General features: G+C 67.2%; 23 protein-coding genes and 1 tRNA gene. 11 read left to right on the top strand and 13 right to left on the bottom strand.

Annotated elements, in window-relative coordinates; translation table 11 throughout:
• Positions 1–62 precede the first annotated feature (62 nt).
• The 3 genes from NO889_RS07445 to NO889_RS07435 all read left to right on the top strand — a co-directional run bounded on the left by NO889_RS07445 (position 63) and on the right by NO889_RS07435 (position 3,624).
• On the top strand, positions 63–836 hold the full coding sequence (locus NO889_RS07445; protein WP_256411659.1) for a hypothetical protein: 774 nt from the start codon (positions 63–65) through the stop codon (positions 834–836).
• 108 nt (positions 837–944) lie between these two features.
• Entirely contained in the window at positions 945–2,006 is a 1,062-nt protein-coding gene (locus NO889_RS07440; RefSeq protein WP_256411658.1) for a mechanosensitive ion channel family protein, read from the top strand.
• A 67-nt stretch (positions 2,007–2,073) separates the two neighbouring features.
• The gene (locus NO889_RS07435; RefSeq protein WP_256411657.1) at positions 2,074–3,624 is read left to right on the top strand and encodes an MATE family efflux transporter; all 1,551 of its coding nucleotides are present in this window, start codon (positions 2,074–2,076) and stop codon (positions 3,622–3,624) included.
• Between the two features lie 28 nt (positions 3,625–3,652).
• On the opposite strand, the gene NO889_RS07430 is transcribed toward NO889_RS07435, so the two are convergent.
• Both NO889_RS07430 and NO889_RS07425 read right to left on the bottom strand, forming a co-directional pair.
• Positions 3,653–3,880: a DUF7385 family protein gene (locus NO889_RS07430; protein WP_256411656.1), complete on the bottom strand. Its 228-nt coding sequence runs from the start codon at positions 3,878–3,880 to the stop codon at positions 3,653–3,655.
• Positions 3,881–4,033: 153 nt separating this feature from the next.
• Positions 4,034–4,825, bottom strand: a complete 792-nt coding sequence (locus tag NO889_RS07425; protein ID WP_256411655.1) for a DUF7117 family protein — start codon at positions 4,823–4,825, stop codon at positions 4,034–4,036.
• Positions 4,826–4,986: 161 nt separating this feature from the next.
• Here NO889_RS07425 and NO889_RS07420 point away from each other — a divergent pair, with 161 nt between their 5' ends.
• The 3 genes from NO889_RS07420 to NO889_RS07410 all read left to right on the top strand — a co-directional run bounded on the left by NO889_RS07420 (position 4,987) and on the right by NO889_RS07410 (position 9,645).
• Positions 4,987–6,276, top strand: a complete 1,290-nt coding sequence (locus NO889_RS07420; protein WP_256411654.1) for a DUF7544 domain-containing protein — start codon at positions 4,987–4,989, stop codon at positions 6,274–6,276.
• A gap of 162 nt (positions 6,277–6,438) precedes the next feature.
• Positions 6,439–8,691, top strand: a complete 2,253-nt coding sequence (locus NO889_RS07415; RefSeq protein WP_256411653.1) for an NADP-dependent malic enzyme — start codon at positions 6,439–6,441, stop codon at positions 8,689–8,691.
• A 135-nt stretch (positions 8,692–8,826) separates the two neighbouring features.
• Entirely contained in the window at positions 8,827–9,645 is an 819-nt protein-coding gene (locus tag NO889_RS07410; RefSeq protein ID WP_256411652.1) for a polysaccharide deacetylase family protein, read from the top strand.
• 45 nt (positions 9,646–9,690) lie between these two features.
• Here the strand turns inward: NO889_RS07410 and NO889_RS07405 are convergent, their stop codons facing one another.
• The 6 genes from NO889_RS07405 to NO889_RS07380 all read right to left on the bottom strand — a co-directional run bounded on the left by NO889_RS07405 (position 9,691) and on the right by NO889_RS07380 (position 16,147).
• Positions 9,691–11,118, bottom strand: a complete 1,428-nt coding sequence (locus NO889_RS07405; RefSeq protein WP_256411651.1) for an MATE family efflux transporter — start codon at positions 11,116–11,118, stop codon at positions 9,691–9,693.
• A 117-nt stretch (positions 11,119–11,235) separates the two neighbouring features.
• Positions 11,236–11,439 carry a DUF8005 family protein gene (locus NO889_RS07400; protein ID WP_256411650.1) on the bottom strand — a complete coding sequence of 68 codons (204 nt, stop codon included), beginning with the start codon at positions 11,437–11,439 and terminating at the stop codon, positions 11,236–11,238.
• The gene (locus tag NO889_RS07395) at positions 11,432–12,631 is read right to left on the bottom strand and encodes an ABC transporter ATP-binding protein (RefSeq protein WP_256411649.1); all 1,200 of its coding nucleotides are present in this window, start codon (positions 12,629–12,631) and stop codon (positions 11,432–11,434) included. Before NO889_RS07395 ends, NO889_RS07400 begins: the two co-directional genes overlap by 8 nt.
• Before the next feature lie 4 nt (positions 12,632–12,635).
• On the bottom strand, positions 12,636–13,631 hold the full coding sequence (locus NO889_RS07390) for a carbohydrate ABC transporter permease (protein ID WP_256411648.1): 996 nt from the start codon (positions 13,629–13,631) through the stop codon (positions 12,636–12,638).
• Between the two features lies 1 nt (position 13,632).
• A complete protein-coding gene (locus NO889_RS07385) occupies positions 13,633–14,652 on the bottom strand; it encodes a carbohydrate ABC transporter permease (RefSeq protein WP_256411647.1) in 1,020 nt (339 codons plus the stop codon).
• Positions 14,653–14,659: 7 nt separating this feature from the next.
• Positions 14,660–16,147, bottom strand: a complete 1,488-nt coding sequence (locus NO889_RS07380) for an extracellular solute-binding protein (protein WP_256411646.1) — start codon at positions 16,145–16,147, stop codon at positions 14,660–14,662.
• Positions 16,148–16,422: 275 nt separating this feature from the next.
• On the opposite strand from NO889_RS07380, the gene phoU reads away from it, so the two are divergent.
• On the top strand, positions 16,423–17,097 hold the full coding sequence (gene phoU / locus NO889_RS07375; protein WP_256411645.1) for a phosphate signaling complex protein PhoU: 675 nt from the start codon (positions 16,423–16,425) through the stop codon (positions 17,095–17,097).
• Between the two features lie 62 nt (positions 17,098–17,159).
• Positions 17,160–17,555 (top strand): acyl-CoA thioesterase, encoded by a 396-nt coding sequence (locus NO889_RS07370; RefSeq protein WP_256411644.1) that lies wholly within the window; start codon positions 17,160–17,162, stop codon positions 17,553–17,555.
• Positions 17,556–18,135: 580 nt separating this feature from the next.
• On the opposite strand, the gene NO889_RS07365 is transcribed toward NO889_RS07370, so the two are convergent.
• From NO889_RS07365 to NO889_RS07355, 3 genes are all read right to left on the bottom strand, one after another.
• Positions 18,136–18,414: a DUF7553 family protein gene (locus NO889_RS07365; protein ID WP_256411643.1), complete on the bottom strand. Its 279-nt coding sequence runs from the start codon at positions 18,412–18,414 to the stop codon at positions 18,136–18,138.
• A 108-nt stretch (positions 18,415–18,522) separates the two neighbouring features.
• Positions 18,523–19,056 carry a cob(I)yrinic acid a,c-diamide adenosyltransferase gene (locus tag NO889_RS07360; RefSeq protein WP_256411642.1) on the bottom strand — a complete coding sequence of 178 codons (534 nt, stop codon included), beginning with the start codon at positions 19,054–19,056 and terminating at the stop codon, positions 18,523–18,525.
• On the bottom strand, positions 19,053–19,292 hold the full coding sequence (locus NO889_RS07355; RefSeq protein WP_256411641.1) for a glutaredoxin family protein: 240 nt from the start codon (positions 19,290–19,292) through the stop codon (positions 19,053–19,055). The genes NO889_RS07360 and NO889_RS07355 overlap by 4 nt, the downstream gene beginning before the upstream one ends.
• Before the next feature lie 107 nt (positions 19,293–19,399).
• Between NO889_RS07355 and NO889_RS07350 the strand changes: the two genes are divergently transcribed.
• A tRNA-Val gene (locus NO889_RS07350) sits at positions 19,400–19,474 on the top strand.
• A gap of 232 nt (positions 19,475–19,706) precedes the next feature.
• Here the strand turns inward: NO889_RS07350 and NO889_RS07345 are convergent.
• Positions 19,707–20,843, bottom strand: coding sequence for a sensor histidine kinase (locus NO889_RS07345; RefSeq protein ID WP_256411640.1), 1,137 nt, complete (start codon positions 20,841–20,843; stop codon positions 19,707–19,709).
• A 402-nt stretch (positions 20,844–21,245) separates the two neighbouring features.
• On the opposite strand from NO889_RS07345, the gene NO889_RS07340 reads away from it, so the two are divergent.
• Positions 21,246–21,797: a DMT family transporter gene (locus NO889_RS07340; protein ID WP_256411639.1), complete on the top strand. Its 552-nt coding sequence runs from the start codon at positions 21,246–21,248 to the stop codon at positions 21,795–21,797.
• Positions 21,752–22,036 (top strand): hypothetical protein, encoded by a 285-nt coding sequence (locus NO889_RS07335; RefSeq protein WP_256411638.1) that lies wholly within the window; start codon positions 21,752–21,754, stop codon positions 22,034–22,036. The genes NO889_RS07340 and NO889_RS07335 overlap by 46 nt, the downstream gene beginning before the upstream one ends.
• A gap of 235 nt (positions 22,037–22,271) precedes the next feature.
• Here the strand turns inward: NO889_RS07335 and NO889_RS07330 are convergent, their stop codons facing one another.
• A complete protein-coding gene (locus tag NO889_RS07330) occupies positions 22,272–23,099 on the bottom strand; it encodes an alpha/beta fold hydrolase (protein WP_256411637.1) in 828 nt (275 codons plus the stop codon).
• Positions 23,100–23,168 lie beyond the last annotated feature (69 nt).

The following is a 23,168-nucleotide window of genomic DNA, read 5'->3' as shown; positions in this document are numbered from 1 at the left end:
GTCCCGTCGGGACGTCCGGTCCCCACAAGACACTTGAAACGGAGGCGTGAACTCCGCCACCGATGGATCGCCGCCGAGTAGCCCTCCTGCTCGTCGCCGTCGGGCTGTTGTGTCTCCCGGCACCGCAGTACCTCGGCCTGGCGGCGGAGGCCACGTCCCCGCCCGCACAGTCCTCCCAAGTATACGCGGCCGAACCGATCGACCTCGGAAACGAGTCGGACCGGGAGCGGCTCGTCGACCGCCACGGCGACGCGGTCGCGCTCGCCGACTACCGGCTCACCGCCCGTCACGGCGACGAGTACCGGTCGGTCAACGCCACCCGCCGGGCGCTGGAGTCGGCGATGGCGACCGGGTCGGCGACGGTGTCGGACCCCGGCGCTCGCGCCGATCTCGAGGCGATCGACGCCGAGTACGCCTTCGTCCGCGACAGCGACGCCGGAACCGAGGGATACTACCGACTGACCGTCGCGGCGGACGGCTCGACCGTCCGCGCCGAGTCCGTCTCGCTCGTCCCGGTCGCGGACGCGGTCGCCGAGGAGGCCCCCCGATACGCGGACCTCTCCGCGGCCGAGCGGCGGACGGTCGACGAGGTGGTGAACGGGTCAACGGAGGCGGATCCGGGCTATCGACCCGGCGTGAACGATCCGTACGTGGACCGGTTCCCGACCCCGATCTGGCGGGGCGACACGCTCTACAGCGTGTACGTCACCGGCCACGTCGACGACTTCGGTCCCGGATTCGCCGGCTTCGTCGTCGGCCTGGGCGTCGCGTCGGTCGGGGTCGTCCTGGTGGTCGTCGGCGGCGGAGTGTACGCCTCAGACCGGTGGATCGGGTAGCGTCGTCGTCGGCCGGCGTGGATATCGGTGGACCGAACGACGCCCGCCGAGCGCCGGCGTCCGCCTCCCGGAGGAAACGCTTTTTCGGGTGGACGACGCGGTGGAGGTATGGCACAATCGGCGGGCACCGCCCCGATCGTCGAGTGGTCCTCGTGGCTCGCCGCGATCCCTGGGGTGCGGCTGCTCGTCGTCGTCCTCTCGGTCGTCGCAGGCGCGGCGCTCGCACGGATCATCGTTCGGGTCATCGGTCGGCCGGTGGCGCGACGGTTCTCGCGGCAGAGCGTCGCACAGACCGTCGTCCGCGGCGTCCGTGTCGGCACGATCGTGGCCGCGTTCCTCACCGGGCTCTGGGTGGTGGGGTTCCAGTTCACCGACCTGCTGATCGGGACCGCCGTCCTCTCGGCGGTGGTGGGTATCATCCTCGCGCCGCTGGTCGGGAACTTCATCAACGGCGTGTTCGTGCTCGCCGACCAGCCGTTCGAGATCGGCGACATGATCGAACTGGACGACGGAACACAGGGGTTCGTCGAGGACATCACCATCCGGTACACGAAGGTGTTCACCCTCGACAACACGTTCCGGGTCGTCCCGAACGGTGCGATGCGCGAGCGCGACGTGACCAACTACTCCGCGGAGGACGAGCGCACCCGGCGCAGCATCGACGTGCTCGTCACCTACGAGTGCGACGTGACGGAGGCGCGTCGGCTCATCGAGCGCGCCGCCCGCGACTGCGAGGCGGTCATCGACGGCGGCCCGGACATCCGGATCGGGGTAGCCCGCTACACGGCGAGCCCGGACTGCCGGATCCACGAGTTCGGCGACGACGGCGTGTCGTTGCGGCTCCGCTACTGGGTCAAGAAGCCGTACAAGCTCGGGAAGGTCCAGTCGGACGTGAACATCAACATCCGCGAGCGCCTCGCCGACGCCGACGTGGAGATGGCGTACCCGCACCGCCACCTCGTCTTCGACGACACCTCCGGCGTCGCCGAGGTCGGCGTCCGCGAGACGGCCGGCGAGCCCGACGCGGCCGACGACTCCGACGCGGCTGTCGATCCCGACGGCTCCCCCGCGTCCGCGACCGAGCCCGACCCGCCCGACGACTCCGACGTGACGCCCGCGTCCGAATCGTCCCCCGAGTCCGGATCGATCGACGAGGACGAACGGTCGTGAGGAGTCCCGTCAGGCCCCGAGTTCCGCGATCGGAAGCCTGATACGTCGACTGAGCGGTTATCACACAGTGACCGACGAGCCCTCCACCCCCTCCGGAGACGTCCCTGACGGCGACGGGTCCGGCGAGGACTCGATCACCGAGGGCGGCCTGCTCCGGCCGCTGTTCCGGCTCGCGTGGCCCGTCGTCGTCATCCAGCTGCTCCAGGTGACGTACAACGTCGTCGACACGCTGTACCTCGGCCGACTCTCGGCGGAGGCCGTCGGCGCGATCAGCCTCGCATTCCCCCTGATATTCCTGCTCATCGCGGTCGCGGGCGGGTTCACCACCGCGGGCGCGATCCTCGTCGCGCAGTACACGGGCGCGGAGGGGGACGAATCGGCGGGACTCGTCGCCGGACAGACGATCCTCACGGTGGCGGTCCTCTCCGCGTTCATCGGGATCGGCGGCTACTTCTACACCCGCCCGGCGCTGGCGCTGCTTCCGAGCGACGCCGAGACCGCGGCGACGGTGATCCCGCTCGCGGCCGACTACATGGAGGTCGTCTTCCTCGGGATCCCGCTGATGTTCGGCTTCTTCGTCTTCTCGGCGCTGATGCGGGGGTACGGCGACACCCGGACCCCGATGGCGGTGATGTTCGTCTCCGTGCTCCTGAACGTCCTCCTCGACCCGTTCCTGATCTTCGGGTTCGCGAACAACCCGCTCTTCGATTGGCTCGCGTCGCTGCCGGGGGTCGCGGCGCTCGATCCGGTCGGGCTCGAAACGTCGCTGCTCGCGGCGACCGGGTTCACCGGGTACGGCGTCGCGGGTGCCGCGCTGGCGACGATCGCCGCCCGCGGGGTCGCCACCGGGATCGGGATCTGGGCGCTGTTCGCGACCGACCTCGGCCCCGACGTGGGGATCGCGGACCTGCGGCCGGACCTCGGCGTCATCGAGGACGTCTTCCGACTGGGGTTGCCCTCCAGCGTCGAGCAGACGACGAGCGCACTGGCGATGATCACGCTCACCGCGATGGTGGTCACCTTCTCGCCGCCAGTCGTCGCCGCCTACGGGCTCGGAAACCGGCTCATCTCGCTCGTGTTCCTCCCGGCGATGGGGCTCGGCCGCGCCATCGACACGATGGTCGGACAGAACCTCGGCGCGGACCGCGCCGACCGCGCGGGCCGCGCCGTGCGAGTTGCCGCGACGACCGGGGCCGGCGTGATGTTCCTCGTCGCCGTGGTCGCGGTGGCGTTCACCGAGCCGATCGTCTCCGTCTTCTTGGGCGACGTGCCCGACGCGCCGGCGACCGTCTCGAACGCCGTCGAGTACGTCCGGATCCGGTCCGTGGAGTTCGCCTTCATCGGCGTCTCGCAGGTGATCCTCGGGGCGTTCCGCGGAGCGGGGAACACGAAGACCGCGATGGTGATCTCGGTGCTCACCCTCTGGGTCGGCCGCGTCGCCAGCGTGGGCTACCTCGTGTTCGTCGCGGGCTGGGGCGCCACCGGCGTCTGGGTCGGAATGGCGCTCGGAAACGTGCTCGGCGCGATCGTCGGGGTCGCGTGGTTCTCCCGCGGCACGTGGGCGAACCGATACATCGAGGAACCAGCGCCGGATGTCGATCCCGTCGCCGAGGACTGATCGAACTCGGTGCCGGCACGGATCGAACTCAGTGCCGGAACACGTGGATCGCGTCCGCCTCGCGCACGAGACAGAAGCGCGCCCCGTCGTTCTCGGGGAACCGCGTCGCGGACTGGCGAGTCGTGAAGAGCCGGTCGAACGGCTCCCCACAGGCCGGACACGCCACGGCCTTCCGGTTCTCCCAGAGGCTCGTGTCGCCGGCATCACGGAGCTGTTTCAGCGCGTGTCGGTGCTCGTGGACGTCGAACTCGGGCATGGTCGGCGGTTCGGGTCCGGACGCTTGAACGTACGCCCGAGAGTATCAGGCCTGAGAGGGCGGCCGGCGGAGCGGATCGGCGGCGGACTCCGGTCCGACCGACTCCGCTCCGTCTCTACGATCCGATCTCGTCGGACCGGCTCCGATCCGGCCCTACGATCCGATCTCGTCGATCCGATCGCGGGCGCGGTCGAGGGACGCGCCGTCGCCGGTCCGGACGTAGTCGCCGAGGGCGTTGGCCGCCTCGACGAGGGCGTCGGCGGTTGCCGGCGCGACGTCGCCGCCGAGCGCCTCGACGCGTTTCGTTCGATCGCGGAGGCGTTCGAGGACGTCGCGCGCCGGCGCGACGCGCCCCGTCGGGTCGCCGCTCGCGTCGGAGACCGTCACCGACCGCTCGTCGTCGCCCGCCCCGTCACGCACCAGCGCGTCGAGGAACGTCGAGAGGTCCTCGCGGTACTCCTCGACGGCGCGAGCGGCGGCCATCCCTCGGGCCTCGCGCGCGGTCTCCGGAACGTCGGTCGTCGCCGGCCGGTCGCCCTCCGCCGCGCCGGCGAGCAGCGCGAGGAGGTACTCCCGGTCCGCGTCCGTCGGGTCGCGCAGGCGGTCGTGGACGTCGACCGCCTCGAGCAGTTCGCGCGCCGCGAGGTACGTGTCGTCCAGTCGCCGGAGGTCGCCGCCGCGGACGAATCCCCGCTTGCGGACGTACTCGCGGAGGTCACGTTTCAACTCGTCGACGCCCTCCGCCGGGAGCGTCCCCCGCGCCTCGCCGAACCGGGCACGGTGGGCGCTCAGATCGAGGGAGACGGGCGCGTCGGTGTGGAGCGCGCGGTCCGCGGTCCCGACGCTCCTGAGGCTCCCGCAGTCGGGGCACTCGACGCTCCCGGTCTCGTAGTACGACCAGCGGCTCCCGCAGTCGCGACACTCGCGTTCGCCGCGGACCTTCATGCGCGGGCCTTGGTCACCTCCGGGGTAAAGTACTGCGGGTCTCGGCCGCGGATCGGTCCCGTCGGCGTGGCCCGAGACCATCGGCGCGGGGATGCGACCCGGAGACACGGACGGGCTCGCGTGAAGATGATATATATGGCAGGCCCGTGAAACGGCCGGACATGAGTTGGAGCGCCGTCGACGCCGTGGACGACGCGGTCGAGGCCACCCGCCGGTTCCTGTTCCCGTTCAGCCCCGTTCGCTGGGCGAAGCTCGCCCTCCTCGTCCTCCTGATGGGAGGTGGCGTACAGACGAACGTCTCGGTCCCGTTCTTCCCGGACTCCGAGTTCACGACCGGTCCCGGAGATCCGGTCGGGGGGCCGACGGCGGGACCGAGCGGCGAACCGCTCCTCGGCCCGAACGGACTCCGGGGCGACGTCGGACTTGAGGCGGTCGACGTGACGCTCCTCGTCGCGATCGCGGCGGTCATCGTCGTCGTCGCGGTCGCGGTCTCGATCGCGTCGCTCTCGCTGCGGCTGGTGTTTTACGACGCGCTTCGCACGAACGAGGTCCGGCTCTGGCGGCCGTTCGTCGACCGCCTGCGACAGGCGCTCGGGTTGTTCGTCTTCTCGACGCTGATCAGTCTACTGCTGGCGATCCCAGTCGTCGTCGCCGTGCTGACCGAGGTGGACGTCGGCTGGAGACCCGCCGACGCGCTGGGGTCGGCCGTGGCGGGCCTTCCGACCTGGGGGATCGGGGTGCTCGTGGCGCTCGCGGTCCTGCTCGCGGTCGTCGTGCTCTTCGTGCTCCGGTTCACCTACGAGTTCGTCGTTCCGGTGATGGTCCTCCGCGACGAGGGCGTCCTCGCGGGGTGGGGGCGGTTCCGCCCGACGCTTCGCGGGTCGTGGGTCGAGTTCCTCCTGTATCTCGTCGTCCACTTCTTCCTGGGCGTCGGCATCTCCGTGGCGGAGAGCTTCGTCTTCCTCTTCGTCGGCGGTCTCGTCGCGGTGTTCGCCGGCGTCGCCGTGCTGATCGCCGGCGGGCTGCTGGGCGGCTTGCCGGCGGTGACCGGAACGACCGCCGGGCTCGCGGTGCTCGCGGTCGTCGTCGTCGTCGCGCTGCTCGCGCTCTTGATCCTGCTTCTCCCCGTCCGGCTCCTCACCCGGACCTACCTGATCGCCTACGAGGTCTCGACGCTCGGCGGCATCGACCCGGACCTCGCGATGCTGGACCGGGAGATCGACCCGAACGCGCCGGGCGGTTCGGGCGATTCGGACGGTTCGGGCGGCGACGATGGCGGCGGTGACGGCGGGTCGAGTCGATCCGACGACGCCGTCGATTCGGGTGGTCCCGACGGAGGCGGGAGCCCCGAGGGATCCGAGGGTTGGGACGAGTCGGACCCGTGGGAGTCCGCCGACGAGGGCCGCGATCCCGAGGACCGATCCGACGACCCCTTCGGATCGGATCGGTGAGCACGCGGGGCGCGAGCGGATCGGCACACACGGCCGACATCGATCCGGGCCCGATCTCGCGGATCCGGTCGCCTGGTGGCGTGAGAGGGGTTAGACGCGTGTCGAAAGTAACTCTCGACGGGTACGGATAGCTTTTTACTCCGTTCCCGAAAGGAGGTACCCATGGGATTGGACGACGACGCACGCGAGTACCACCGGCGGGACCCGCCGGGGAAGATCGAGATCTCGACGACGAAGCCCACGAACACCCAGCGAGACCTCTCGCTGGCGTACTCTCCGGGAGTCGCCGCGCCGTGTCGGGACATCGCGGCCGACCCGGAGTCGGTCTTCGAGTACACGGCGAAGGGGAACATGGTGGCGGTCGTCTCGAACGGGTCGGCCGTGCTCGGGCTCGGCGACATCGGCGCGGCCGCGTCGAAGCCGGTCATGGAGGGGAAAGGCGTCCTGTTCAAGCGGTTCGCCGACATCGACGTCTTCGACATCGAGCTGGACATCGAGGCGGTCGACCCGTTCTGTACCGCCGTCTCCGCGATGGAGCCGACCTTCGGCGGGATCAACCTCGAGGACATCAAGGCGCCCGAGTGCTTCGAGATCGAGGAGCGCCTCCGCGAGGAGATGGACGTTCCCGTCTTCCACGACGACCAGCACGGGACCGCGATCATCTCCGGCGCGGCGTTGATGAACGCGACCGACATCGTCGACAAGGACCTCGCCGACCTCGAGATCGTCTTCTCGGGTGCCGGCGCGTCCGCCATCGCGACCGCGCGTTTTTACGTCTCGCTCGGCGCGAAACGCGAGAACATCACGATGTGTGACTCCTCGGGGATCATCACGGAGGCGCGGGCGGACGCGGGGGAGGTAAACGAGTACAAACGGGAGTTCGCTAGCGACGCGGCGGGCGGCGACCTCGCGGACGCGATGGCGGGCGCGGACGTGTTCGTCGGCCTCTCGGTCGGCGGGATCGTCTCCCAGGAGATGGTCCGGTCGATGGCGTCGGACCCGATCCTCTTCGCGATGGCGAACCCGGACCCGGAGATCACCTACGAGGACGCCAAGGCCGCCCGCGACGACACCGTGATCATGGCGACGGGCCGGTCCGACTACCCGAACATGGTGAACAACGTGCTCGGGTTCCCGTTCCTGTTCCGCGGCGCGCTCGACGTGCGCGCGACGGAGATCAACGAGGAGATGAAACGCGCCGCCGCCGAGGCGCTCGCGGAGCTGGCCCGGAAGGACGTCCCCGACGCGGTCGTGAAGGCGTACGGCGACGACCCGCTCCAGTTCGGCCCCGACTACGTCATCCCGAAGCCGCTCGACCCGCGCGTGCTCTTCGAGGTCGCGCCCGCGGTCGCGCAGGCGGCCATGGTTTCCGGCTCCGCGCGGACCGAGATCGACCTCGAGCGGTACCGCGAGCGGCTCGAGGCGCGGCTCGGCAAGTCCCGCGAGATGATGCGGGTCGTGTTGAACAAGGCGAAAAGCGACCCGAAGCGGATCGCGCTCGCCGAGGGCACCGACGAGAAGATGATCCGCGCGGCCTACCAGCTCTCCGAGCAGGGGATCGCCGAGCCGGTGTTGCTCGGCGACGCCGACGAGATCGCCCGCACGGCCGACGAGCTCGGGCTCTCGTTCCGGCCGGAGATCGTGGACCCCGACGAGCGGGACGTCACGGCGTACGGCGACCGGCTCCACGAGCTCCGGAAGCGAAAGGGGATCACCCGGCGCGAGGCGAACGAGCTCGTCCGGCGGGACACGAACTACCTCGGGAGCGTCATGGTGAAGGCGGGCGACGCCGACGCGATGCTGACCGGGCTCACCCACCACTACCCGTCGGCGCTCCGGCCGCCGCTTCAGGTGATCGGCTCCGCCGCCGACACCGACACGGTCGCCGGCGTCTACATGCTGACGTTCAAGAACCGGGTGGTGTTCTGCGCGGACACGACCGTCAACCAGGACCCGGACCGGGAGACGCTCGCGGAGATCACCCGCCACACCGCCGACCTCGCCCGGCGATTCAACGTCGAGCCGCGCGCGGCGGTCCTCTCGTACTCGAACTTCGGGAGCGTCGACAACGAGGGCACCCGAAAGCCTCGGGAGGCGGTCGAACTCCTCCACGACGACCCCGAGGTCGACTTCCCGGTCGACGGGGAGATGCAGGCGGACACCGCCGTCGTCGACGAGATCCTCAACGGGACCTACGAGTTCTCCGAGCTCGACGAGGCCGCGAACGTGCTCGTGTTCCCGAACCTCGAGGCCGGCAACATCGGGTACAAGCTGCTCCAGCGGCTCGGCGGTGCGGAGGCCATCGGCCCCATGCTGGTCGGCATGGACGAGCCGGTCCACGTCCTCCAGCGCGGCGACGAGGTGAAAGACATCGTCAACCTGGCCGGCGTCGCGGTCGTCGACGCACAGGAGTGAACTGACCGGTCGAGCCCCCATCCCGGAGAACCCGCCGACCCGACGCTCCCACCGATCCCCGCCGACCCGACGCTCCCACCGATCCCCGCCGACCGATCCTCGAAGGTTTATGCTCTCCGCCGAGGACCAGGCGGTATGTCACACAGCGTCTGTCTCACGTACGACTTCGACGCCGTCGCCGGCTGGACGAGCGCCGGGATGCCGGAGTACCGCTCGTGGGGCGTCTACGGGGCCGAGACCTGCGTCCCGCGGCTACTCGACCTCCACGACCGGACCGGCGTCCCCTCGACGTGGTTCGTTCCGGGACACACGATAGAGAGCTTTCCCGAGGCCGCCGGCGCGATCCATGACCGCGGCCACGAGATCCAACACCACGGCTGGAGCCACGACCCCCTCCCCTCCTTCGGCTCCAGGGAGGCCGAGCGACGCGACTTCGTCCGCGGGATCGAGGCGATAGAGGAGTTGACCGGCGAGACGCCGACCGGGTTTCGCAACCCCGCCGGGGGGTTCTCGGAACACACCGTCGACCTGCTCCGGGAGTTCGGCTTCGAGTGGGACTCGAGCGGCACCGAGCGCGACCTCCGGCCGTACTATCTCCGCGAACGGGGGACCGTCGAGCCCGACCGGCCGTACCGGCGCGGCGAGCGGACCGACGTCGTGACGGTCCCGGTCCCGTGGCACCGCGACGACTGGCTCCAGCTCTTTCCCGTGGCGTCCGACCCGCAGTTCGTCTCCTACGGCCACGAACCCGACGTGTTCCACCGCTGGCGGACGGAGCTGGACTGGATGCGCGACCACGTCGAGGAGGGCGTTCTGACGCTGCTGTTACACCCGCAGTGTGCCGGTCGCGCCCCGTTCGTCGCCGAACTCGAGGCGTTCGTGGAAGACGTGACCGACCTCGACGACACGGCGTTCGCCGACGTCTCGACCGTCGCGGCGTCGTTCTCGTCGTAGGGATCGTTCCCGTCGAAGCGTGTCGGACCGCGCGGCCGCCGCTCCTCAGTCGCCGCCCGCGCCCGACCGGTAGCGCCGGCTGACGACCTTCCAGCGGCCGGACCGGAACAGCCCGTAGTTGATCAGTCCCGGAACGAACGGCTCCAAGATCAGCGCCAGGTAGAGTCCGACGACGCCGAGCGGCGTGACGAGCCCGACGAGCGCCGCGGGGAGCGCGAAGGCGTACCGCCCGAGCAGCGAGGCGACGAAGGGCCACCGGGTGTCGCCCGCCCCCACGAGCGCGCCCGAGGCGGTCCCGTCGAGGCCGAGTCCCACGGCGCTCACGGCGGCGACGCCGATGAACGCCGCGGTCGCGGCGACCTCCTCGGGGCCGGAGACGAACAGCTCCGCGAGCGGCGACGCGAGCAGGATCACGACGCCGGCGAGGGCCACGTAGATCACCATCGCGAGCCGGATGATCTCCGCGCCGTAGGCCCCGGCTTCTTCCTCCTCGTCGGCCCCGAGCCGCTGGCCGACGAGCGAGCTCGACGCCAGCGACATCCCCCAGTTGACGCTGTTTATCATCGCGCGAACCCGCCGTGCGACCTCGAAGGCCGTGACGACGACGGGCCCGAACGAGGAGGCGACCCACAGAAGCGGGAAGACCACGAGTCCCTGTGCGAGCCGCCGGCCGATCTCCGGGGCGGAGACCTCGAGCAGCTGTCTGACGATCGCCGCGTCCACGACCGAGCCGGTGACGGCGATCGGGACCGGGCTCGGCTCCATCCCCAGGCTCCCGTACGAGCGTCCGAACATCCCCCACCCGAGGACGACCGTCACCGCGCCGGTCGAGAGCGTCGTCCCCAGCGCGACGCCGGCGACGCCCATGTCGAGCCCGAAGATGAACAGCGCGCTGAGCACGACGTTGAGCACCGCGCCGCCCGTCCGGGCGACCATCTCGGTGAAGGTGTCGCCCACGCCGGTGTACGTCCGGCTGGCGATGAGGTTCAGGGTCTCGAAGAGCACGGCCGGCGTGACGTACAGCAGGTACACCGTGCCGTACCGGAGCGAGTCGGGCTCGGCACCGAGGACGCCGATCAGCTCGGGCGCGAACGCCGCGAATATCCCCATGATCGGCAGCGACATCGCCGCCGCGAGCAGCGCGCTCTGCGTGACCACGCGCGAGGCGCGCTCCGTCCGACCGCCGCCGTAGTTCTGCGAGACGAGGCTCACCGTCCCGCCGGCCAGCCCGAGCCCCAACAGGACGACGATGCTCCAGTAGCCGAGCGCGAACGCCAGCCCGGCCGTCCCGGCGGTGCCGATGGCGATCCCGACCATCGCCAGGTCGGCGGTCTGTTTGGACATGATCGCGAACCCCGTCACCACGCGCGGCCAGGCGAGATCGAGCGTGGGGCGGAACCGCTCGGCGTCGATGATCCCCCAGCGATCGAGGTACCGTCCGATGGCGTCGACCGGGTCGCGAGGGATCGGCATGCTAGATACAGCGTCGGACGGCACTTCCCTCTGGCGACTTCCCGAGTCGGTTGCCGGGGAAAAGAGGAGATGGGTGAAGGGAGAGGACGGGTGAAAAGGGGGGATCGAGGAGCCGAGTCAGTACAGCTGTCGCTCCCGCGACTCCCGCTCCTCCTCCTTTTCGGCCTCCTCCTTCAGCCGTTTCCGGCCCGCCCGGTAGTCGCGGATCCCCGGAATCAGCTTGTTCTTGACGTCGAGCAGGAACGAGACGATCCCGTAGGCCCAAAAGAAGAACAGGACGGTCATCCCGCCGTAGTAGACTAAGGCGACGACGTTACTCATCGCCCTCACCCGAGTGGCTCTCCGGAACCCGCGTCTCGAACCCCGAGCTCGTGAGGTCCTCGACGCCGTGGACCAACGCGTCGCCCGAGGCGTTATCGAAGAGGTGGACCTTCGTTCGGTCGAAGACGACCTCCATCTGCTCGTCCTCCGCGATGTCGCGGTCCGGATCGACGCTCATCAACAGCTGGTCGGAGCCGGTCGCGTCGCCCGTCATCGTCTGTGAGCTCGTCTCGTCGAAGGTGAGGTAGACGAAGATCTGATCGCCCATCGGCTCGAGCACGTCCGTGGTCACCTCGATGGGGTCCGACGGCGTCGAGATGGCCCCCTGCGTGTCGGTGGGATAGACGTCCTCGGGGCGGATCCCGACCGTCACGTCGTCGCCGGCGGACGCGCCGGGAACGCCGTCGACGTCGATATCGAGCGAGAAGTCGTCGGTCTCCACCCCGTTCGCGGTCAGCTTCCCCCGAAGCAGGTTCATCGACGGCGAGCCGATGAAGCCGGCGACGAAGAGGTTCGCCGGCTCGTTGTAACAGACGAGCGGCGGATCGATCTGCTGGAGCTCGCCGCCGTCGATCACGGCGATCCGGTCGGACATCGTCATCGCCTCCGCCTGGTCGTGGGTGACGTAGATGATGGTGGTGTCGAGCTCCTTGTGGAGCCGCTGGAGCTCCGTGCGCATGTGGACGCGCAGCTTGGCGTCGAGGTTCGCGAGCGGCTCGTCCATGAGGAAGACGTCCGGCTCGCGGACGATCGCCCGCGCGATCGCGACCCGCTGGCGCTGGCCGCCCGACATCTCCTCGGGCATCCGGTCGAGCATCCCCTCGAGCTGGACGACGTCGGTGGCGTGTTCGACGCGCCGGTCGATCTCCTCCTGGTCGTAGTCGCGGAGCCGGAGCCCGAACGAGATGTTCTCGTAGACGTCCATGTGCGGGAACAGCGCGATGTTTTGAAACACCATCGCGACCCCGCGGTCCTTCGGCGGCAGGGACGTGACGTCCCGGTCTCCGATGGTGATCGTCCCCTCGGTCGGCTTCGTGAGTCCGGCGATCGTCTCCATCGTGGTCGACTTCCCGCACCCCGACGGGCCGACGAGACAGATGAACTCCCCGTCGTCGATGTCGAGGTTCATGTCGTCGACCGCCGTGACGTCCTCGTAGCGTTTCGTGACGTGTTCGAGTGTTAAGTTGGCCATGGATTTACTCCTTTAATCCGCCCGCAGTCAGTCCGCTGACGATCCGTTCCTGTGCGACGATGACGATGATCACGATCGGCAACACTCCGACGATGCTCGCGGCCGCCATGAGGTTGAACTCCGTCGTGTACTGCGTCTGGTAGCTCAGGATACCGCCGAGAAGCGGCGACCAGTTCTCGGGGCTGTTCTCCAGCGCCATGATCGAACTGAAGAAGTACTCGTTGTAGACCGTGATGAACGTCAACACGGCCGCGGTCGCGAGCCCCGGCGCCGAAAGCGGCATGATGACCCTGACGAGCGCGCCGAGCCGGGTCGTTCCCTCGACTCTCGCGGCGTCCTCCAGCCCGTCCGGGATCTGTGCGTAGAAGGTCGTGAGAATGAAGATCGCGAGCGGCAAGAACAGCGCGCTGAACGGCAACACCATGCTCGCGGGAGTGTTCACCAGCCGCGGCGACTCGAAGAGCTCGATCCCGAGGAACGGGATCACGACGGCGTTTCCGAGGAACGCGTCGAAAAGTGGCACGAGGAACGCCGCCGGAGGGAAATACGAGATCATCAACACGACGAGCATGAGGACGCCCCGTCCCGGAAACTCGAGCCGACCGAAGACGTACCCGGCGAGGGTGGCGACGGCGAGGACGATCACCGTCGTCGAGATCGCGAGCACGAAGCTGTTGAACATGAACAGGTGGAACGGGACCTGCTCGAACATCTCCACGAACGCGTACACGTTGAATCCCTGCGGGTGCGGGAACTCCACCCCGATGATCGGGAGGGACCAGTCGCCCGTGAGGATCTGGCTCGTCGGCGTCAGCGCCAACACGAGAAGCCAGTAGAACGGGAACAGCGTCGTGACCAGGAAGAACCCGGCGGCGACGATGAACAGCGCCCGGTAGAGCCGGTCGCGTTTCTCCTGGTCTTCGATCACGCTCTTCGTCCACCGCGCGAGCGGTCCGCCCTCCGATTCCGTCGAGTCGTTCGATCCGTCGATGGTTGCCATCTCAGAACCCCTCCTTGTACCGCTGGTAGATGACGACCGAGGCGATCATCCCGACGATCCCCGCGGTGACGAACGCGATCGCGGAGGAGAGCCCCCGGCTCGAGTAGAACGTCTCGACGACCATACACGACAGCGACGGGACGGTCGTACAGCTCGAGACCGTGTCGATCAGCCCGTAGATCCGCATCGCATTGATCGTCCGGAAGAGGACGGCGATGATGAGCGTGGGTAACACGAGCGGGAACGTGATCAGTTTGAACTGCTGCCAGGGGCTCGCGCCGGCGACCTTGGCCACGTCGTAGAGGTTGCGGTCGATGCTCTGGAGTCCCGCGAGGATGAGAAGCGCCATGAACGCCGACGTCTTCCAGATGTCGGCCACCGTGATGATCAGGAACGTGCTCGCCGGATCGTTGAGCGTGTTCGTCTCCGCCACGAGCCCGAGCGGCGCGAGGTAGCTGGTCAGAAAGCCGGTACTCGGGTGGAACATCAGGTAGAAGATCATCCCCTGGATGACGAGCGGGATCGCCCACGGAATGATGATCGCCGCGCGAACCCAGCGCCGTCCGCGGAAGTCCTTGTCGAGGATGAGCGCCTGCCCGAAGCCGATGATCGTCTCGAAGGAGACGCTCACCAGCGTGAAAAGCAGGGTCACGATCAGGGTGCTGCGAACCCACCCCTCGAGGTGGACGAACGGGAAGCCTCCAGACGTCGTCACGTCGGGAAGGAACGTGACCGATCCGGGGAGGCTCGGGTTCGCCGCGCCGGTGAACAGGTCGACGTAGTTCTGGAGCCCGACGAACGTCGGCTCTCCGCTGCCCAACACTCCCGTGAAAAGCGACAGCTCGAGCGTCCGCAACAGCGGGTAGAAGGCGATCGCCCCGAGCAGGACGAAGACGGGGGTCAAGAGCAGGTAGGCGAACGCGGTCTCGCCGAGGTTCTCGAGCCACCGGCTGAGCGAGACTACCGGCCCCGGCCACTTGGACTCGTGTTCGCGTCCGACGCTCTCTGCTTCGGTGCTCATCGTTAGATCAGCTTTCCTCGCTGGCCTCTATCGCGTCTTGAAGCGCCGATGCGGCGTCACCGGGACTGGTGTCGCCGGCCACGGCGGCGTTGACCTGTTCTGCGATCGTCGTCGACTGGGACGGCCACTCGGTCGTGACCGGCCGCGGCATCGCGCCCTGCCCCGCCACCTGGAGCGTGCTCATGTAGTTCGCGACCACGCCGACGCTTTCGGGGTCGGTCACGGTGTCCGCCTCGAAGAGCGCGGGTTTCGGCGGGAGCCACGCGATGGTCTCGAGCATGCCGATGTTGAAGTCGTCCTGCGTGGTGGCCCGCAGCACCTCCAGTGCCGCCTCCTTGTTCTCGGAGTTCGGATTCATCGTGAGGTGCCAGCCACCCTGTGCGGAGGTCGAGCCGCCGGTGCCCGGATACGCCCCCTCGCCGTCCTCGACCGCGTACGGCATGGGCATCGTGCCGAGGTCGCTCTCGTCGTCGAAGCTCTCGTAGTCGCCGGTGAGCGCCTCGACGATCGCGTACGGCCAGTTCCGGTGGAAGGCGGCCTGTCCCTCGGTGAACGGTGCGAGCGAGGGGTTCTCCGTCCAGGACGTGATGTCCGAAGAGGCGAGGCCGGTCGGGTACGCGTCGAGGGTGTTCTCGTCGTCCTCGGACGCCGCGAGCGTGTACATCATGCGTAGCGCCTCGATGAACTCCGGCTCGTCGATCGTGACCGGGCGGTCGCCGACGGGACCCTGGAGGTTCTCGTCGCCGCCGAAGTACGCGCCGCCGAAGGAGGTCATGACCTCGTTGAAGCTACAGCAGGCGGTTCCCTCGTAGATGTCCATCTGCGTCGAGAAGCCGAACTCGGCGTCGGAGACCTCGACGATCTCCTGGGCCATCTCGCCCCACTCCTGCCACGTCATGGGCTCGCTCTCCCATTGAGCGAAGTCCTCGTCGGTGTAGCCCGCCTCGCGGGCGTAGTTCTTGTTGTACAGCATCACCGCGTAGTCCGGGAACAGCGGGACGCCGAAGAGGTCGCCGCTCTCCGTGTCTCGGACGGTGTCGGTGAACGCCTGGAAGTAGTCCTCGTTGATCGTCGAGAGCGTCTCGTCGTCCAACTCCTCGGTGAGGTTCGCGAGGTAGCCGCGCTGGATGAAGACGTTCGCCCACCCGGTGTCCATCATGAACAGGTCCGGGCTGGTCTCCTCGGCCTGGAGCAGCGAGACGTACTGGTCCCGCTGCTCGCCGGTGTCGTTGGACTGTTCGCTGAACTCGATCTCGATCTCCTCGCTGAGACCGTTCTCGTGGAGGAGGCCCGGCATGTCCTCTCTGATGTCCTCGATGGTGGTCGATCCCATGGCGATCGTCACGGACGTGCCGCCGCCCCCGCCGCCGTCGCCGCCGTAGATACATCCCGAGAGGCTCGCTGCCGCCCCTCCGGCCCCCGTGGCCTTGATGAACTTACGGCGAGAGACGCCCGATCCGATCCGACTCGCGTCGTGTGAACGACTGTCCTCCATGGCAGATCGTGTTATTTGTGACTATTTATAATTAATGGTGCCTGTTACAACACCGGTAGTAAGTGTTTCACGATCGGTCTGACGGATCGCCGACTGCCCGGCGACGGCGGGCGGACGATCGCGTCTCCCTCGGGCTCTCGGCAAAACGTTACTACGAGCGTCGCCGAGGGCGCGAGGTACCGCCCGTTGGGTCCGACGCTGCGGTGACCGCGTGATCGCCGTCGGGCGATCGGCGACGTGTTTTTAACCGTCCGGCGTGGTCTACGACCGAGACGATGCCACGGGAACAGTATCAGACGAAACTGGAGAACCTTCGCGACGACGTGCTCTACATGAGCGAACTCGTCGCCGACCGGCTCCGGATGGGCCTCGACGCCCTCGAACGGCAGGACGCCGAACTCGGCGAACGCGTGATCACGGGCGACGCCGAGGTCAACGAGCTCTACTTGGAGCTGGAACAGCAGTGTACGGACCTCATCGCGCTTCAACAGCCGGTCGCCGGCGACCTTCGCTTCATCGCGGCCTCGTTCAAGATCATCACCGACCTCGAGCGGATCGCCGATCTCGCGACCAACCTCGGCGAGTACGCCGACGAGGCCGAACGCGAGGTGTTCCCGGACGTCGACGTCCAGCGGATCGGCGACGACACCCTGGAGATGCTCGACGTCGCGATGGCCGCCTACGCCGAGTCCGACCCGAGCCGGTGTCACGAGGTCGCCGAGATGGACGACGACCTCGACGCGGCGTGCGAGGCGGCGAGCGACCTCGTCGTTCGCGACCTGATAGAGCAGGACCACCTCGACGAGGACGCTGACGTGGAGGCGACGATGGCGAACGTCTCCCGGCTGCTGTTGACGATCCGCGACCTCGAGCGCGTGGGCGACCACGCGGTCAACATCGCCGCCCGCGCGCTGTACATGATCGAGAACGACGACGAACTGCTGTACTGACGCTTCCCGGCCGCTCGTCGCGCTTCCGACGCGTACATATTACGGCCCGGTGAGATGTGGACATGAGCACGTACATCACCGACGTTCCCGTCCGCTTTCGCGACATCGACGCGATGGGACACGTGAACAACGCCGTGTACGCGACGTACCTCGAACAGGCGCGGACGGACTACTTCCGGGACGTCCTCGACGCGGACCTCTCGGCCGTCGCGACCGTCCTCGCGTCGGTGTCCATCCAGTTCCGGCGGCCGGTCGAACTGGAGAGCGGTGCGGTCGCCGTCGAGGTCGACGTGCCCGAACTCGGCGAGTCGAGCGTGCCGATGACCTACGAGGTCCGAGCGGAAGGGGACGTGGTCGCCGAGGCGGAGTCGGTCCAGGTCGCCGTCGACGACGACGGGTCTTCCCGTCCGATTCCGGCGGCGTACCGGGAGGCGATCGAGGCGTATCACGACCTGTAGACGGCCGTTCCGATCCGGGGTGACACCGGATCGCTCACGGGAGATATCTTACGTTCGTGATGGAACGATCGGGCGCGTCGACGTGCTTGTAGTACGGGTGTTTCAGTAGAGATCGGGGTGATGAGAATGGGATCGGTATTGGGATGATGAACATCTCTAAAGCCCTAGTCGCGAGGACTCGTGCGACTCGCTGTGCGCTCCGGTCGCTCGCGGTGCTCGCTCCCTCAGTGCGTGCTTCGTCGGACTTCGCCCTCGCGACTGCCCCTTTGAGCCCCGCCCGACCGCACCACCGGAAGACGGTCCTGCGCTCACTTCGTTCGCTGCGCGGGCTGCGACTTCCATGCTCCCGCTCGTTCCACTCGCGGGAACGCACCCGCACCTCACGCCTCCCCAGCCTCGCCGCTCGCGCTTTCAGCGCTCGCGGCATCCCTCGCGCGCGGTTCGCGCCCGTCGGGCGCTCACCGGCGCGCCACCGCACCGCGAATCTCTCGCTTCTTCACCTGTACTGAGCGAAACGAGGACGGGCCCACGCTGAGAGAGGAGGTCAACCGATCGAAAACGAGGGGTCGTCCGCTCCGGATTATTCGGACGGCTGCTCGTCGCGCTTGCGGTAGGCCTCGACGCGCTCGCGCGCCGACTTCACGGCCTCGCGGGCCTCACCCTCGGCGCGCTCCTCGAGCGATTTGAGGTCCGCCTGGAGCTTCTCCAGCCGCGACGGCTCCGGCTCCTCCTCGGGCTCGTCGCCGACGAGCTTCGAAACCCGATCCTGGAGCGGTTCGAGCTCCTCTTTGACGCCAGCCTTCGCGTGTTCTGCCGCTCGACCCAGGTAGTACCGCGCGTCCTCGAAGTGCTTGCTCATATCTGTCCTTTGTCCGAGGACGGATATATGCTTTGTGGAGATCGCGTGCGAGGGAATCACACGTTAGGGACCCGAGCCGACGATCGGAACGCGTTGGGCGCTGCTCGCTCAGTACGACGGCGACTCCTCGGATTCGCCGTCGCGCGCGTTCGCCACCCGCCCGAGGGTGAAACACAGGTCCGAGAGCCGGTTGAGGTAGGTGACGGTCGTCTCGTTTATCGGCTCTGACGCCGCGAGTTCGACGGTCCGCCGCTCGGCTCGGCGGACCACCGTTCTGGCGTGGTGGAGCGCCGCGCCAGCGGGACCGCCACCGGGCAACACGAACGACCGCAGCGGATCCAACTCCCCGTCGAACTCGTCGATCCACCCCTCCAGCCGCTCGACGTGGTCCGGTTCGACCGACGGGTCGTCGGGGTCCGGATCGGGGTTCGCGAGGTCGGCTTGGACCACGTGAAGGTGGTTCTGGACCGCTTCGAGCACCTCGTCGAGGTCGTCGTGGCCGGTGGGGCGGATCGTCCCGACCAGCGCGTTCGCCTCGTCGACGGTGCCGTACGCCTCGATCCGGTGGCTGGACTTCGACACCCGGCTCATGTCGCGCAGATCCGTCTCGCCGTCGTCGCCGCGGCCGGTGTAGATCGTCATGCGAGCGTTCGCTCGACGTACTCCAGAACGTTCGCGCTCTCGGCCATCGTCACGCCGCGCTCGTCGTCGACGAGGACGGGAACCCCACGCTGGCCGCTCACCCGCTTGACCTCGTCTCGATCGGAGTGTAACGCGTCGACCCACGTCGTCTCGTACTCGATCCCGGCGTCGGCGAGCGCGTCGTGAACCTTCTCACACCACGGACATCCCTCGAGAGCGTACAGTCGGACGGACATGAGAGGATCGTGGGCCCGCGCGGGCAAGAAGGTACGTGTCCGGCGGGCCCCGAACGTGAGCGACAAAGCAACCCTTAAGTCCCGACGTCGGGAACGATTGACCGCACGGGTCGGTGGTCTAGTCCGGTTATGACGGCTCCTTCACACGGAGCAGGTCGGCGGTTCGAATCCGCCCCGACCCATGAGAGTTTTGCGGAACGGAGTGGAGCAAAACGCGAACGCGGAGCAGACGGTTCGAGCCCAGAGGTCGAGCGGCACGAAGACCTCGCGGTTCGAATTCGGCCCGACCGATCGCTGTTACCTCGAAACGACGATCGACAGTCCGTTACATCGAGATGGCCGCGCGGATTCGAGCCGAAGGGGCCGACTCCCTATCGACGTCTCGTTTGAAGCCGATCGTCGAGCGCGCCGATGCTATCCGTCGGTCGTCGGAACCCCGGTGAACTCGAACCGTGCTCCTCCCTCGGTACCGTCGGTCACACGGACGTCCCAGCCGTGGGCTTCCGCCACTTGCTTGACGATACGGAGTCCGAACCCGGTGCCCTCATCGGCGGTGGAGTAGCCGACGGTGAACACGTTCTCCCGGTCGGCTTCCGGAATGCCGGAGCCGTCGTCCTCGACGTAGAACCCGCCGTCGAGTCCGCCGACCGTCACGGTAACGCTCCGTCCGCCGTGCTCGACGCTGTCGTCGGGCGAAGTCCGACTACTCGTGGAACCGCGTTCCACGCTCTCGCCGGGCTCCGTCGGATCCCGGCTGCTAGTCGAGCTGTGCTCGACACTGTTCCGAAAGAGGTTCTCAAGGAGCTGTCGCAGGCGACGCCGGTCGGCCGGGAGGTTCCGGTCGGTCTCGGTCACGAGGGTCGCGTCGGCCGTCGGGACCGTTCGCCAACAGGTCTCGGCGAGCGCTGCGAGCGCGATCGACTCCGTCTGCGACGCCCGTTCGCCCACGCGAGACAGCGTCAGGAGGTCGTCTATCAGCGCGTCTATTCGGTCGTGTGCCCGCTCTACCGCCTCGAGATGGTCGCTCTCACAGTCGTCGGCGAGGAACGCCGCTCGGCCCTGTGCGATGTTCAGCGGGTTGCGCAGGTCGTGGCTCACGACGCTCGCGAACTCGTCGAGGCGCTCGTTCGTGGCCTCCAGCTGCCGTTCACGTTCCTTCTGTGCGGAGACGTCGCGGGTGTTGATGACGTAGTTCCCGTCGGGCGTGGGGTTCGCCGAGGCGACGGATTCGACCCACGTGTACGTTCCGTCGGCCCGTTCGTGTCGGTACTCGACCGCCTCGACGTGGTCGTCGCCGGTGACGACGGCCCGGAACGCGGCGACGACCACGTCGCGATCCTCCGAATGGACGTAGTCGGCGACCTGTTCGCCCACCAGTTCGTCCTGGTCGAACCCGTAGATCCGTTCGATCGCGGGACTCTCGTACCGAACGGTCCCGTTTTCGTCGAGGACGGTCAGGAGGGTCGTCGAGTGTAACGGGAGGACCTCAAGCGAGACCTGCGGTTCGGCGTTCGTCGACGAAGGCGGATCCGCCGGTCCGTTTCCGTCCATACGACCGCATTCGGGCGGTCGTGTGTGGTTCTTTCTCTCAGAATTTCCGATCTGATTCGACGGCCACGAGTATGATGTTCGCTCGACAGATCGCGTCCGATCCGCCGGCCGCGGCCGTCTCTCCCCGCCGTGTCGATGCGTCGCTGCTACTCCCGCACGATCGCACCGACAGTGTCTGGGTGAACATTCGGCTCCTCGTCCTCAAACGGGTCGTACGAGCGTCGTCCGGGGAGCGTACCTGAAATGTCGCCCGCGACACTACCGGACGAATTTCTACTAGTAGGCCGGGAGGAAATGAATTGGCTGATCTGAGACACTCATAACGGAAGAGAGCGGGCCGTCTTATTTTGTGCGTCCGCAAAAAAATAAGCTCTCACCTTGTCTCGCAACCGGACTATCGGCTTGTTCCTTCTCGTCACACTCCTGTTCGGGACAGCCTTCCCGGCAGTGAAGACCGGCTTGTCGTTCATTCCACCACTGCTTTTTGCAGCGACCCGGAGCTACCTGGCCGCTGCTCTACTGCTAGTCTACGTCGGCGCAACGACGGAGTACTGGTATCCCCGGTCTCGACCGGACGTGACAGCGGTGCTCGCCGGAGGGCTGTTTCTGGTCGGCGGAACGGGGATCGGCTTCGTCGCCCAGCAGTTCATCACCGCCGGCGTCGCTGCGATCATCTTCAGTCTCGCCCCCATAATCACTGCGGTGCTCGCGTGGCCGCTCCTTCCGGCCGAGCGGCTCGCTGGCCGCGACTACGTCGGTGTTTTCCTGGGCTTCGTCGGAATCGCCGTCGTCATCCGTCCGATCCGGCGGGCTTTCTCAACCCGGAACTCATCGGGAAATTGCTCTTCGTCGTCGGTGTGGTCATTGTTGAACTTGGGGCCGTATTGGTCCGACGAAGCCGGACTTCCATGCCAATCCCAGCGCTCACCGGTTGGGCGATGGTGGTCGGGGTGACCGTCCATGTCGTATTCGCACTCGCAGTCGGCGAATCGATTGCGCACATCCAACCGACGCCGCTGGCAGTGGCGATGGTTGTCTATCTCAGCATCTTCATCGGGGTGTTTGGACTCGTAATATACCTCGTGTTGATGGGTGAGGTAGGTCCGTTGAAGGCAAACCTGACGACGTATCTCACCCCATCGTCGCATTGGCGATCGGGTGGGTACTACTGGGCGAGCGCATCCAGCCCCTGACCCTCGTCGGCTTCGGGATCATCATCGCTGGATTCGCGCTCCTGGAAAGTCGGGAGATTAGCGCCGAACTCGTCAAATACCGCAGCCTCTACCGGTGAACCTGTTGTCCGTAGTTGACGGTGCGAGAGACTTACCCTCGGAGATCAGCATACCGTTTCCGACAGAGAATGGATAGGCAGAAGCTGTATCAACCTATCTAATTTCGCCTTGCCCTCTAGTTTGCAGGTTCCCCGGACTAGTCGTTGTAGACCCGCCCATTGAGGAACTTCTGTAACGCTTCCGTGAAGAACGCCGGGTTGTCGATATTCGAGGCGTGCCCAGCGTCGGGGATTTCGGTGACTCCTGCCGTATTCGGGATGAGCTCGCCCATCAGTACCGCATGGTAGCGCATGAGTGACGGCTCGTCCTCGCCGTAGAGGATGAGCGCCGGTACGTCGATTTGCGAGAGGTCGACGTTGCCACCACGAGGGAAGGCAACGAGCGAGTTGACGATCTTGACGAACTCCACGTGGGAAATCGTCGGGCCTGTGTCGATTAGTTCCTGGACGGTCCCCCCTTCGCCTACAACTCCGGGTTTGATGAGATTGCCGACGCGCATCTGGAAGCGGTTGAGCGACTTGTACCGGATGACGCGGTCGAGGGCGGCGAAGACCCGGAGATTTGTAAAGAGGAGCCGCCCAGTGAGGCCGAGCGGTGCCTGGGTGAACGTGTCGGCCAACACGAGGCCGGCGACCTTCTCGGGATACGTTGCCGCGTACGCCTGCGCGACGCATCCCCCCAGCGAGAGACCACACAGCACGGGCCGTTCGAGGTCGAGCGCCGTGAGCAGCGCGTCTAGATCCTCAACGTAGAGGTCAACCGTGTAGGTCGGCACGTCCGACCCACCGGTTCGACCGTGCCCCCGGACATCATGGGCGACTGTCGTGAACTCGTCGTCGAGGACGTCCATCTGAGTCGCCCACATACGGTTGTCCATGATCGCGCCGTGAATGAAGACGACCGGGCGTCCGTCACCCCGTCGTTCGTAGTACGTCTCGATTCCGTTCGTTTGAGTAGTTGGCATTGGCGTCCTCAACCTAGTAGTCTGACAAGAGTGTAATCAGCAGAACGGTGAGCACAGCACGTCTGGGTA

The organism is Halorubrum rubrum (assembly GCF_024494685.1).
Classification (GTDB): domain Archaea; phylum Halobacteriota; class Halobacteria; order Halobacteriales; family Haloferacaceae; genus Halorubrum; species Halorubrum rubrum.
This window is presented reverse-complemented; position numbering and strand designations above follow the sequence as displayed.

What these genes read in the sequence shown, in the direction of transcription:
- NO889_RS07370 (WP_256411644.1), top strand. Translation starts at nt 17,160, where the DNA reads ATGAGCACGTACATCACCGACGTTCCCGTCCGCTTTCGCGACATCGAC.
- NO889_RS07395 (WP_256411649.1), bottom strand. Translation starts at nt 12,631, where the DNA reads ATGGCCAACTTAACACTCGAACACGTCACGAAACGCTACGAGGACGTC.
- NO889_RS07425 (WP_256411655.1), bottom strand. Translation starts at nt 4,825, where the DNA reads ATGAAGGTCCGCGGCGAACGCGAGTGTCGCGACTGCGGGAGCCGCTGG.
- NO889_RS07385 (WP_256411647.1), bottom strand. Translation starts at nt 14,652, where the DNA reads ATGAGCACCGAAGCAGAGAGCGTCGGACGCGAACACGAGTCCAAGTGG.
- NO889_RS07430 (WP_256411656.1), bottom strand. Translation starts at nt 3,880, where the DNA reads ATGCCCGAGTTCGACGTCCACGAGCACCGACACGCGCTGAAACAGCTC.
- NO889_RS07400 (WP_256411650.1), bottom strand. Translation starts at nt 11,439, where the DNA reads ATGAGTAACGTCGTCGCCTTAGTCTACTACGGCGGGATGACCGTCCTG.
- NO889_RS07420 (WP_256411654.1), top strand. Translation starts at nt 4,987, where the DNA reads ATGAGTTGGAGCGCCGTCGACGCCGTGGACGACGCGGTCGAGGCCACC.
- NO889_RS07355 (WP_256411641.1), bottom strand. Translation starts at nt 19,292, where the DNA reads ATGTCCGTCCGACTGTACGCTCTCGAGGGATGTCCGTGGTGTGAGAAG.
- phoU (WP_256411645.1), top strand. Translation starts at nt 16,423, where the DNA reads ATGCCACGGGAACAGTATCAGACGAAACTGGAGAACCTTCGCGACGAC.
- NO889_RS07410 (WP_256411652.1), top strand. Translation starts at nt 8,827, where the DNA reads ATGTCACACAGCGTCTGTCTCACGTACGACTTCGACGCCGTCGCCGGC.
- NO889_RS07335 (WP_256411638.1), top strand. Translation starts at nt 21,752, where the DNA reads ATGCCAATCCCAGCGCTCACCGGTTGGGCGATGGTGGTCGGGGTGACC.
- NO889_RS07345 (WP_256411640.1), bottom strand. Translation starts at nt 20,843, where the DNA reads ATGGACGGAAACGGACCGGCGGATCCGCCTTCGTCGACGAACGCCGAA.
- NO889_RS07360 (WP_256411642.1), bottom strand. Translation starts at nt 19,056, where the DNA reads ATGACGATCTACACCGGCCGCGGCGACGACGGCGAGACGGATCTGCGC.
- NO889_RS07380 (WP_256411646.1), bottom strand. Translation starts at nt 16,147, where the DNA reads ATGGAGGACAGTCGTTCACACGACGCGAGTCGGATCGGATCGGGCGTC.
- NO889_RS07440 (WP_256411658.1), top strand. Translation starts at nt 945, where the DNA reads ATGGCACAATCGGCGGGCACCGCCCCGATCGTCGAGTGGTCCTCGTGG.
- NO889_RS07365 (WP_256411643.1), bottom strand. Translation starts at nt 18,414, where the DNA reads ATGAGCAAGCACTTCGAGGACGCGCGGTACTACCTGGGTCGAGCGGCA.
- NO889_RS07405 (WP_256411651.1), bottom strand. Translation starts at nt 11,118, where the DNA reads ATGCCGATCCCTCGCGACCCGGTCGACGCCATCGGACGGTACCTCGAT.
- NO889_RS07390 (WP_256411648.1), bottom strand. Translation starts at nt 13,631, where the DNA reads ATGGCAACCATCGACGGATCGAACGACTCGACGGAATCGGAGGGCGGA.
- NO889_RS07415 (WP_256411653.1), top strand. Translation starts at nt 6,439, where the DNA reads ATGGGATTGGACGACGACGCACGCGAGTACCACCGGCGGGACCCGCCG.
- NO889_RS07330 (WP_256411637.1), bottom strand. Translation starts at nt 23,099, where the DNA reads ATGCCAACTACTCAAACGAACGGAATCGAGACGTACTACGAACGACGG.
- NO889_RS07445 (WP_256411659.1), top strand. Translation starts at nt 63, where the DNA reads ATGGATCGCCGCCGAGTAGCCCTCCTGCTCGTCGCCGTCGGGCTGTTG.